9 protein-coding genes are annotated in these 11,393 nt (G+C 73.1%); all 9 read left to right on the forward strand.

Annotation, left to right across the window (positions count from 1 at the left end):
• Positions 1–4: 4 nt before the first annotated feature.
• The 9 genes from recN to H291_RS0100105 all read left to right on the forward strand — a co-directional run bounded on the left by recN (position 5) and on the right by H291_RS0100105 (position 11,347).
• Positions 5–1,759, forward strand: a complete 1,755-nt coding sequence (gene recN / locus H291_RS0100065; RefSeq protein WP_020012924.1) for a DNA repair protein RecN — start codon at positions 5–7, stop codon at positions 1,757–1,759.
• A 5-nt stretch (positions 1,760–1,764) separates the two neighbouring features.
• Positions 1,765–2,988: a putative cytokinetic ring protein SteA gene (gene steA / locus H291_RS0100070; protein WP_020012925.1), complete on the forward strand. Its 1,224-nt coding sequence runs from the start codon at positions 1,765–1,767 to the stop codon at positions 2,986–2,988.
• An 89-nt stretch (positions 2,989–3,077) separates the two neighbouring features.
• Positions 3,078–4,103 (forward strand): copper transporter, encoded by a 1,026-nt coding sequence (locus H291_RS28030; RefSeq protein ID WP_020012926.1) that lies wholly within the window; start codon positions 3,078–3,080, stop codon positions 4,101–4,103.
• A gap of 96 nt (positions 4,104–4,199) precedes the next feature.
• Entirely contained in the window at positions 4,200–5,105 is a 906-nt protein-coding gene (locus H291_RS28035) for a hypothetical protein (protein WP_020012927.1), read from the forward strand.
• Positions 5,102–6,838: a murein biosynthesis integral membrane protein MurJ gene (gene murJ / locus H291_RS0100085; protein WP_020012928.1), complete on the forward strand. Its 1,737-nt coding sequence runs from the start codon at positions 5,102–5,104 to the stop codon at positions 6,836–6,838. The genes H291_RS28035 and murJ overlap by 4 nt, the downstream gene beginning before the upstream one ends.
• 126 nt (positions 6,839–6,964) lie before the next feature.
• Positions 6,965–8,641 (forward strand): CTP synthase, encoded by a 1,677-nt coding sequence (locus H291_RS0100090; protein WP_020012929.1) that lies wholly within the window; start codon positions 6,965–6,967, stop codon positions 8,639–8,641.
• Positions 8,642–8,678: 37 nt separating this feature from the next.
• Positions 8,679–9,311: an NUDIX domain-containing protein gene (locus H291_RS0100095; protein ID WP_020012930.1), complete on the forward strand. Its 633-nt coding sequence runs from the start codon at positions 8,679–8,681 to the stop codon at positions 9,309–9,311.
• Positions 9,312–9,523: 212 nt separating this feature from the next.
• On the forward strand, positions 9,524–10,288 hold the full coding sequence (locus tag H291_RS28040) for a DUF4230 domain-containing protein (RefSeq protein ID WP_020012931.1): 765 nt from the start codon (positions 9,524–9,526) through the stop codon (positions 10,286–10,288).
• A gap of 75 nt (positions 10,289–10,363) precedes the next feature.
• Positions 10,364–11,347, forward strand: coding sequence for a hypothetical protein (locus H291_RS0100105; protein ID WP_121387844.1), 984 nt, complete (start codon positions 10,364–10,366; stop codon positions 11,345–11,347).
• Positions 11,348–11,393 lie beyond the last annotated feature (46 nt).

Genomic DNA, 11,393 nt, shown 5'->3' on the forward strand with positions numbered 1-11,393 from the left:
TCAGGTGCTCGAGGAGATCGCTATCGAGAACCTGGGCGTCATCCGCTCGGCCCGGGTACCCCTGTCGGACGGCCTGACCGTCATCACGGGCGAGACGGGCGCGGGCAAGACGATGGTGCTCACGGGGCTGAACCTGCTCATGGGCGCCAAGGCCGACCCGCAGTCGGTGCGCCCGGGGGCGTCGTCGGCCGCGGTGGAGGGGCGGGTGCGCGTCTCCGGGCGCGACGCCGTGCTGGGCCGGGTCGACGAGGCGGGCGGCGAGGTGGAGGACGACGGCACCGTCGTGATCCTGCGCACCATCGCCGACGGCCGCTCGCGGGCCCACCTTGGCGGCCGCGCCGTGCCGCAGGGCGTGCTCGCGGAGATCGCGGAAGACCTGTTCACCGTGCACGGGCAGGCCGACCAGCTCCGGCTGCGCACGGCGGCCAAGCAGCGCGACGCGCTCGACACGTTCGTGGGCCCCGCGCACCAGCGCGTGCTCGCCGCCTACCGCACCGCGTGGAGCGAGCGGGGCGGCCTGCTCACCGAGATCGCGGACCTGGAGGCGCGCGGCGCCGAGCGGGCCCGCGAGGTGGAGCTGCTGCGCATCGGCCTGGAGGAGATCGAGCGCGTCGACCCGCAGACGGGCGAGGACGCCGAGCTGCAGGCCCTGATCGAGCGCCTGTCGAACGCGGAGGGCCTGCGCACGGCCGCGACCGAGGCCCACGAGGCCGTCGCGGGCGAGGACGCCGACGGCGCGCGCGAGAACGCGATCGCCCTGGTGGAGCGGGCGCGCCGCGCGCTCGACGCCGCGGCGCACTCCGACGCCGCGCTCGGCGTCCTGGCCACCCGGTTCGCCGAGGTGGGCTACCTCCTGTCGGACGTGGCGACCGACGTCGCCGCCTACGTCGACGACCTGCAGGCCGACCCCGCCGGGCTGGAGACGGCGCACAACCGCATGGCGGAGCTGAACGCCCTGACCCGCTCCTACGGCGAGACCATCGACGAGGTGCTGCAGTGGGCCAGCGACGCGGGCCTGCGCCTGCTCGACCTGGACGACGGCGGCGACCGCCTCACCTCGATGCGTGCCCGCGTGGCGGAGCTGGACGGCGAGCTGAACCGGCTGGCGGAGATCCTCACGGCCGAGCGCACGCGCGGCGCGTCCGACCTGGCCACGGCCGTGACGAACGAGCTGCACGGGCTCGCGATGGGCGGCGCCCACCTGGTCGTCACGGTGGACCGGCTGGACCAGCCCGGACCGTTCGGCGCCGACCAGGTCACGTTCCTGCTGGTGCCGCACCCCGGCGCCCCGGAGCGGCCGCTCGGCAAGGGCGCGTCCGGCGGTGAGCTCTCCCGCGTGATGCTCGCGCTCGAGGTCGCCCTGGCGACGTCGGGCGGCGCGGCCGCGGCGCGGACGGCGGAGACCCCGCGCAGCACCTTCGTCTTCGACGAGGTCGACGCCGGCGTCGGCGGCCGGGCCGCGGTCGAGGTGGGCCGCCGGCTGGCCCAGCTCGGGCGGAGCACCCAGGTGGTCGTCGTGACCCACCTGGCGCAGGTCGCCGCGTTCGCGGACGCCCACCTCGTGGTCACCAAGAGCTCGGACGGCGAGGCCGGTGCGAGCGACGGCGACGACGGGATGATCACGGTCACGGGTGTGCGCGAGGTCACCGCGGACGCACGCGTCCGTGAGCTCGCCCGCATGCTGTCCGGCCAGGACGACTCGGAGACGGCGCGTACCCACGCGCTGGAGCTCCTGGAGTCCTCGGTCGTGGGACGATAGAGCGGATGAAGCTGATCTCCCGACCCGAGAAGCGCGCCGACAAGAGCGCCGCGAAGAGTGCACCGGACCTCGCTCCGGTGCTGCCGCAGGCCGTGGCGCACGGCCCCGCCCGGATCGGAGCTCGCACCAAGGAGCTCACGTCCCGGCTGAACCACGGCGACGTCGCCGTGATCGACCACGTCGACATCGACCGCGTCGCCGCCGACGCGCTGGTCTCCGCGGCCCCGGTGGCCGTCCTGAACGCCGCGCCGTCCACGTCCGGGCGGTACCCGAACACGGGTCCCGAGATCCTGGTCGAGGCCGGCATCGTCCTCGTGGACGACCTCGGCCCGTCGGTCATGGCCATCGACGAGCACGCCGAGGTCGAGATCGTGGGCGGCGAGATCGTCGTGGGCGGCGAGGTCGTGGCCACGGGCACGCACCAGACGCCGCGCACGGTCGCCGCGAACATGGCCGCCGCCCGTGAGGGGCTGTCGGCCGAGATCGAGCGGTTCGCCGAGAACACCATGACCTACCTGCGTCGCGAGCGGGACCTCCTGCTCGACGGCGTGGGCGTGCCCGACATCCGGACCGACATCGACGGCCGGCACGTGCTGATCGTCGTGCGCGGGTACCACTACCGGGAGGACCTGGCGCAGCTGCGGTCCTACATCCGCGAGAACCGGCCGGTCCTCATCGGTGTGGACGGTGGCGCGGACGCGATCATCGATGCGGGCTGGCAGCCCGACATGATCGTGGGCGACATGGACTCCGTCTCCGACCGGGCCCTGGCCTGCGGCGCGGAGATCGTGGTGCACGCCTACCGCGACGGCAAGGCGCCCGGGCTGGAGCGCGTCAAGGCGCTCGGCGTGGAGCCCGTCGTCTTCCCCGCCACGGGGACCAGCGAGGACATCACGATGCTGCTGGCCGACGACAAGGGCGCCGAGCTCATCGTCGCCGTCGGCACGCACGCCACCCTCGTGGAGTTCCTGGACAAGGGGCGCTCGGGCATGGCCTCGACCTTCCTGACGCGGCTCCGCGTGGGCGGCAAGCTCGTGGACGCCAAGGGCGTGTCCCGGCTGTACCGCACGCGGATCTCGAACACCCAGCTCACGCTGCTGTCGGGAGCAGGTGTCGCGGCGGTGCTCGCGGCCCTCGCCTCGACCTCGGCCGGGCAGACCTTCTTCGGCCTGATCGGGGCACGGTTCGACGACGTGGTGTCCTGGATCGGTACCCTGTTCGGCGGCTGACCTGCCGGGATGCTCTCCCGCACGCCACACCGCCCCGACCTGACGCCGGGCTGACCCGCCCGGAACATGCTTAAGGACTTCTCCCTACCGTGATCGACTTCCGATACCACCTCGTCTCGCTCATCTCCGTGTTCCTCGCCCTCGCCGTCGGCATCATCCTCGGCGCCGGACCCCTGCAGGGCGCGATCGGGGAGACCCTGACGGAACAGGTGGACGCGCTGCGCGCCGAGCGCAGCGACCTGCGCACCGAGCTGGACGCCACCCAGAACGCCCTGGACGGCGACGAGCGCTACATCGAGGCGGTCGGCACCCAGCTGGTGACCGGGTCGCTGGAGAACGAGCGCGTCGCGGTGGTGCAGCTCGGCGAGGTCTCGCAGGACGTCCACGACGGCGTGCTGAACCAGCTCGACACGGCCGGCGCCACGGTGGTGGCCAAGACCGAGCTGACCGACGCCTGGACCGACCCCGAGGAGGAGTCGACGCGCGAGACCGTCGCCGCGGGGCTGCGTGACGGTCTCGGCGACGCCGTCCCGGAGAACGACGACCCGAGCGCCGTGCTCGGCGCCGCGCTGGCCGTCGCGCTCACGGGCGACGACGGCGGCAGCGACCGCAGCTCGCAGGCCACCGACCTGGAGAACCAGCTCGAGCGCTTCGGCTTCGTGGAGCCGGGCGAGGAGCAGACCGAGGCCGCGGAGGCCCTGGTGCTGCTCGTGGGCCCCGCGGGCCAGCCGCAGCAGACGGCCGACGGCGCCACCGAGGAGGCGGAGCCGACGCCGGACGTCTGGACCGCCGTCACGCAGGCCGCCCAGGAGGTCTCCGGCGCGGCCGTGCTCGCCGGGCCGACGGACGACCCGGGCGACGCCGTGCAGGCCGTGCGGGACAACGAGGAGCTCGCCGCCGAGGTCAGCACCGTCAGCGGCATCGACCGGCTCGTGGGCCGCATCAACGTGCCCCTCGCCGTCGCGGCCCGCCTGGACGGCGTCGTGGGGCAGTACGGGTTCGAGGACGACGCGACGCTCGTGCTGCCGCCGTCCACCGACGGAACCGGCGCCGAGACGCCCGACGGGGCCACTGACGGCGCCACCGACGAGGCCACCGAGGGAAGCGCGGGCTGAGCCGGTATACGTAGAGCCTGAGCCGCGGGCCGGCTCAGGGCGCAGACTCGAAGCGCAGGGGTCGGCGACCGACCGAAACGGACTTGAGGGGTAGTCATGGGTGCAGGCAGGTTCATCGTCGCGGGTGTCGTGGCCGGTGTCGCGACCGCGTTCGCGCGCCGCAAGCTCGACGAGCGGGTCACCGAGGGCGGCCTCGGTGGCGACAAGACGTGGACGCGGACCAACCACCGCGGCGAGCCGATCAGCCTGTTGGAGGGCCCCGCGGTGACCGCGGGCCTCGTGGCCGGCGCCGCGGTCTCCGGTGGCACCGCCCCGGGCGCGACGGCGTTCGCCACGGCCGCCGCGGGCGGGTTCGGCCTCTACGACGACATCGCCGAGGACACCGAGACCCGCACCAAGGGCCTGCGCGGCCACCTCGGCGCGCTCAAGGAGGGGCGACTGACGACGGGCGGCCTCAAGGTGCTCGGCATCTCCGGCTCCGCGCTGCTGGCCTCGGCCGTCGGCACGCCCCGCACGGCGCGCACCGCGTTCGGCCACATCGTCGACATCGGCCTGAACGGCGCGCTCATCGGCGGCACCGCGAACCTGGTCAACCTCTTCGACCTGCGGCCGGGCCGGGCGCTCAAGGTCGGCGTCGCCGCCAGCCTGCCCTTCGCGCTCGCCGGCACCGGCGCCGCGGGCGCCGCCCTGGGGGCCGCTGCCGCGGCCGCGCCCGCTGACCTGGGGGAGAAGGACATGCTGGGCGACGGCGGCGCCAACGCCCTCGGCGCCCTGGTCGGCAGCCAGGTCGCGTTCAACACGCCCCGGGCGGTGCGCTGGGCGACGCTCGCCGGCGTCGTCGGCCTCATGGTGGCCTCGGAGAAGGTGAGCTTCTCCAAGGTGATCGCCGGGAACGAGTGGCTGAACAAGATCGACATGCTCGGACGCCGTCCGGCTCCGGCGGTCGAGGATTCGGTGGCCGAGCTCGCGCAGACCAAGCCCGTGGCCACCCCGGGCGCGTGAGCCGCACCCGGTCCCTGGCGAGCGCGGCGCTGCTCGTCACCGTCGTCACCCTCGCCAGCCGCCTGGTCGGATTCGGTCGCTGGCTCGCGCAGGGCGCGTGGCTGGGGTCGGACGGCGTCGGGACGGTCTTCAACTCCGCCAACCAGCTGCCCAACCTGCTGTTCGAGGTCGCGGCCGGTGGGGCGCTGGCGGGCGCCGTCGTGCCGCTGCTGGCCGGGCCCCTGGCGCGGGCTGCGTTCACCGCGGACGGCACCGCGGCGTCCAAGGAGCAGGCCTCGCGGATCGCGTCGGCCCTGCTCGGCTGGACGCTGCTGATCCTGGTCCCGCTGGCCGCCCTGACGGCCCTCCTCGCGCGTCCGGTCATCAGCCTGACCGGCCTGGAAGACCCGGCGCAGGTGGACGTCGCCACGGCCTTCCTGCGGGTGTTCGCGGTGCAGGTGCCGCTGTACGGGCTGGCCGTGGTGCTGGGCGGCATCCTGCAGGCGCACAAGCGGTTCTTCTGGCCGGCGTTCGCGCCGCTGGTCTCCAGCCTCGTCGTGATCGTGGTCTACGGCGTCTTCGCCGTGCTGGCCGACGGCGACCAGCAGGACGTCGCCGCGCTCTCGTCCCAGGCGCTGGTCTGGCTGGCCTGGGGCACGACGGTGGGGGTCCTGTTCCTGGCGCTGCCGCTCGTGGTGCCCGTGTGGCGCACGGGGCTGCGGCTGCGGCCCACGCTGCGCTTCCCGTCCGGCGAGGGGCCACGGGCCGCGCGCCTGGCGTTCGCGGGCGTGGGCGCGCTCGTGGCGCAGCAGCTGTCCGTGTTCCTGACGCTGCGCGCGGCCAACGCCGCGGGCGGCGACGGCACCCTGTCGGTCTACCTGTACGCGCAGCAGGTCTACCTGCTGCCCTACGCGGTGCTCGCGTTCCCGATCGCGACCAGCGCGTTCCCGCACTTCGCGGAGCACGCCTCCGCGGGCCGGCTCGGGGAGCTGCGCGGCCTGGTGGCGCGCACGACGCGCAGCCTGCTGTTCGTCACGGCGCTCGGCATGGCCGCGCTCGTCGCGGCGGCCCCGTTCGTCGAGCGGGTCTTCGACCTCATCGTGCTGGGCGACGCGCCCGGCCTGGCCGCCGGGCTCATGGCGATGGCGCCGGGGCTGATCGGGTTCGCACTGATCCTGCACCTGTCGCGCGCGCTGTACGCCGTGGACCACGGGCGGGCCGCGGTCACCGCGACCGCGAGCGGCTGGGGCGTGGCGGCCGTCGGCGCGGCGCTGGTGCCGGTGCTGTTCGCCGGCCGCGAGCCGGCCTGCGCGCGCGCCGGCTGCGTGGACCTCGCGCTGCGGACCGACGTCATGGCGGCCCTCGGCGCGGTGGGCACGGCCGGGATGGTCGTGGCCGGCCTGGGCCTCCTCCTGGCCGTGCGCCGGCACCTGGGCCGGGACGCGCTGGGCGGCGTCTGGCGGGCGCTGTTCGTGCTCCTGGTCGCGGCCGCCGTCGGGGCCGCGGCCGGGCTCGGGGCGCCCTGGCAGCTCGGCCTGTCCGAGGGCTCGTTCTTCTCGGCCTCCCGCTCGACCCCGGGCGAGGTGGAGTTCGACGGCGGTGCGTTCGCCGCCGATCTCAGCCTCGGGCTGGCGTTCGGTCTGCTGGCCGCCGTCGTCACCGCGGTGGTCGCGGTGCTGCTGGACCGGGACCTGCGGGCCGCCGTCGGGCCCCTGCTCAGGACGTTGGGGAGGAAGTTCTCCAGGAAGACCTGACTTAGCGAGCGCAAAGGCCGCAGCAGGGGCAGACTCGACCCAAAGGGTCGAAAGTCCCCGCTCGGCGAGCGCGTGTGCCGGTCGTTACACCACCAGCACGCCGTACCTCGTTTAGGATGGAGTTCCGTGGTCGAACACCGAAGCAGTCTCCAGTCCCGTCAGCGGTCCGGCGCCTCCACGCCGACCAAGCACATCTTCGTCACCGGTGGTGTGGCGTCCTCTCTCGGCAAGGGACTGACGGCGTCATCGCTCGGTCGCCTGCTCCGCTCGCGTGGCCTCAGCGTCACCATGCAGAAGCTGGATCCCTACCTCAACGTGGATCCCGGCACCATGAACCCGTTCCAGCACGGTGAGGTCTTCGTCACCGAGGACGGCGCCGAGACCGACCTGGACATCGGGCACTACGAGCGGTTCCTCGACGTCGAGCTGCCCGCCTCGTCCAACGTGACCACCGGCCAGGTGTACTCGCGCGTCATCGCCAAGGAGCGCCGCGGCGAGTACCTGGGCGACACCGTGCAGGTCATCCCGCACATCACCGACGAGATCAAGTTCCGGATGCGCGAGCAGGCGTCCGACGCCGTCGACGTGATCATCACCGAGATCGGCGGCACCGTCGGCGACATCGAGTCGCAGCCGTTCCTCGAGTCCGCGCGCCAGGTGCGGCACGAGCTCGGCCGCGACAACGTGTTCTTCCTGCACGTGTCGCTGGTGCCGTACATCGGCCCCTCGGGCGAGCTGAAGACCAAGCCGACGCAGCACTCCGTGGCCGCGCTGCGCTCGATCGGCATCCAGCCGGACGCGATCGTGCTGCGCTCCGACCGCGTGGTGCCCGAGAGCATCAAGCGCAAGATCGCGCTGATGTGCGACGTCGACAACGAGGCCGTCATCAACTGCGCCGACGCGCCGTCGATCTACGACATCCCGCGCGTCATCCACGCCGAGGGCCTGGACGCCTACGTGGTGCGCCGCCTGGGCATGCCCTTCCACGACGTCGACTGGGACGGCTGGAGCCGGCTCCTGGAGCGCGTGCACGAGCCCGAGCACAACGTCGAGGTCGCGCTGGTCGGCAAGTACATCGACCTGCCGGACGCCTACCTGTCGGTGACGGAGGCGCTGCGCGCCGGCGGCTTCGCCAACGACGCGAAGGTGGCCATCCGCTGGGTCGCGGCCGACGACTGCCAGACGCCGGAGGGGGCCCAGGCCTCGCTGGAGGGCGTCGACGCGGTGCTGGTGCCGGGCGGCTTCGGCGTGCGCGGCATCGACGGCAAGGTCGGGGCGCTGCGCTGGTCGCGCGAGAACCTGGTGCCGACCCTGGGCATCTGCCTGGGCCTGCAGTCGATGGTGATCGAGTACGCGCGCAACGTGCTGGGCTGGGCCGACGCGTCGTCCACCGAGTTCCACCCGACCAGCAGCCACCCCGTCGTGGCGACCATGGCCGAGCAGAAGTCGATCGTGGAGGGCGAGGGCGACATGGGCGGCACCATGCGCCTGGGCGCCTACGAGGCGTCGCTCACCGCCGGCTCCGTCGTCGCGAAGGCGTACGGGAGCGAGAAGGTGACGGAGCGGCACCGCCACCGGTACGAGGTGAACAACGCGTTCCGCGGCGAGCTGGAGGAGGCCGGCCTGCTGATCTCGGGCACGTCCCCCGACTCGTCGCTCGTGGAGTTCGTGGAGCTGCCCGCCGAGACGCACCCGTACTTCGTGTCCACGCAGGCGCACCCCGAGTTCAAGTCGCGCCCCACGCGGGCACACCCGCTGTTCGCGGGTCTGATCGCGGCGGCGCTCGAGAAGCAGTCCTCGTGAAACCGGGGATCGTCGGCAGGTGCGGCGGAGGGACAGCATGAGCAGCGACGAGGTCACGGACGTCATCGACCCCCGCCCCGCGCGGCGGCTCGACGTACCGTTCCAGGGTTTTGTGGTCGACATGGTCTCGGACGAGGTCGACCTCGGCGAGGCCGGCGGCATCGTCCGCCGGGAGTACGTCGACCACCCGGGCGCGGTGGTCGTGGTGGCGCTGACGGACGACGGCAACGTGCTGCTGCTGCGCCAGTACCGGCACCCGGTCGGCGCCTTCCTCTGGGAGGCGCCCGCCGGGCTGCTCGACCTGGACGGCGAGGACCCGCACGTGGCCGCGGCCCGCGAGCTGGCCGAGGAGGCGGACATGAACGCCGGCTCCTGGGACGTGCTGCTCGACCTGCTGCCCACGCCGGGCGGCAGCAACGAGGCCGTCCGCGTGTACCTGGCGCGCGACCTCACGCCGGTGCCCGACGACGAGCGGCACACCCGCGAGGCCGAGGAGGCCGACATGGTCGTGGTGCCGGTGCCGCTGGAGGAGGCCGCGGCGCTCGCGCTCGCGGGCCGGCTGCACAACGCGGCGACCATCGCGGGCGTGCTGGCGGCGGCGATCGGCCGGGCCTCCGACTGGGAGACCCTGCGCCCGGTCGACAGCCCCTGGGAGTACCGCAAGAACTAAGGGTAAAAACTTGGTTCGCGGTGATTGCTGACTTCGGTCGGTTGCTTCGAGATCGGTCGGTCGACTGACCGATCTCGGGGCAACCGACCGAAGTCGTTTCTGGCGCTCGCCTTGAGGGCGCGGGACTTCTGCGCGAGTGTCAGTGGTGGGGGCTAGCGTGGGACACCTGGGTGGGAGATATGTCGGGTATCTCCCCGGGAAGGGGCGCGGCGATGACGGGCACCGAGGTAGAGACCGAGCAGGTGGGTTCCAGGACCGAGCCGACGCCGTCGGGCAGCGGGCCGACGGCGGACGGGCCGCGCCGCCGCATGCCCGCCGGGCTGGCGGGTGTGCTGGGGTTCCTCCTGGGCGCCGCGCTGACCGCCGGACTCGTCGCGGGGGCGGTCTTCACGCTGCGTGACGACTTCCGCGACGCGATCTGGCGCACGCTGCTGGACAGCATGAACCCGTTCTCGACGGGCGAGGTGGACCGGTCGGAGACGCCGGTGCTGGTCAGCATCAAGGACCTGGCGCGGTTCGTGGCCGCCGAGGCGCAGTACGAGGTGCTCGTCGACCTGGAGAACGACGTGAAGTACGTGCCGAGCTGGCTCGCGGGGGAGCGCCTGGTGCTCGCCGTGAACGGCTCCGTCGAGGCGTACGTGGACTTCACGGGCGTGGACGCGGACGCGATCGAGATCTCCGAGGACGGCACGAAGGTCACCGTCACGGTTCCCGAGCCGGAGCTCGCCGAGCCGCGCATCGACCTCGAGGCCAGCCGCGCCCTGACGGAGGACCGCGGGCTCGTGGACCGGGTGGGTGATCTCTTCGAGTCCGACACGGACGCCCGGCAGGAGGCGCTCGCGACGGCGCAGGGCCGGATCTCGGACGCCGCGGCGGGCTCCGACCTGGACGAACGGGCCCGCGCGAACACGACCGCGACCCTCGAGGCGATGTTGTCCCCGTTGGGGTACGACCAGGTGGTGGTCGAGTTCGGGTAAGTGTCCGGGTAAGTCGCGAAGGTCGCTCACCGGGCGTGTCATAACGGCGTCACCGTGCTGCGCTATTCTCCCCGCGTGACCAGCGAACCCGACATGCTTCCCAACGTTTCGTCCCTCCCTGCCTGGCTCGTCCCGTCCGTCTACCTGAACTGGTCCGAGGACTGGCTGGGCGAGGCGGTCGCGATCGCGAGCCGTAGCCACGAGCACCGGCTGCCGGGCGGCGCGGACGGCCCCCAGCGCGGTGACGTCGTCGTCACCGTCGTGGGCTCCGAGCCGGGCATCGTCGCCGCGGTCGAGCTCATGGGTGCGAGCCAGGGCGAGGACTGGGTCAGCGACGAGGTCTTCGGCCCCGACAAGCCCGTCGTCTGGGACGACCTCTTCAACGGCGCCGCCGCGTACGCGCGCTCGTCCGGCTGGCTGCCGCAGGAGCACGCCCGTCTCGTGCTCGACGGCATCGCCCACCAGTACAAGCACGGCGCCACCGGCACGCTCGACGCCGGCAACTGCGAGACCGACGAGCTGTCGCCCAACCTGCACGTGCTGCGCCTGCTGGGCCACAAGCAGGTCTCGGGCACGGACCTGCGCCGCGAGGAGCGCTGCGCGTCGTGCGAGCGGTTCGTCGACGTCATGCAGCTGCGCCCGCACGACGACGGCGCCCACACCGGCCAGACCGGCGAGCGTCCCCTGGCCGAGCTCATCGAGCAGACCTTCCTGGTGTGCGGCCCGTGCCACGCGCTGCTGCACCCGCACGCCGTGCTGTCGCAGCGCGCGCAGATGCGCCCGGCGTGCCCGTCGTGCGGTCAGCGCGGCGCCACCAAGCGCATCGTGTGGGGCCAGGGCATCCACGACAACATGAAGCTCGAGCCCGACGTGGTCTACGGCGGCTTCGACACCCCGGTCCCGACGCCGGACTGGTACTGCCCGGAGTGCTACGCGAACTTCTCCTCGGGTGCCGTGGCGCAGCGCGCGCTGGGCGACATGCCGGACGCCGTGCCGGTCGGCGTCGGCGCGGTGGGCACGCCCGCCAACGGCGAGGACCTCTGGACGCCTGAGGTCTGAGTTTCTGCGTTCTGATAGGTCGGGCCCCCAGGTCACCTCGGTGACC

Origin of the sequence: Promicromonospora sukumoe 327MFSha3.1 (assembly GCF_000385135.1) — a bacterium.
In the GTDB taxonomy this organism is placed as follows: Bacteria; Actinomycetota; Actinomycetes; order Actinomycetales; family Cellulomonadaceae; genus Promicromonospora; species Promicromonospora sukumoe_B.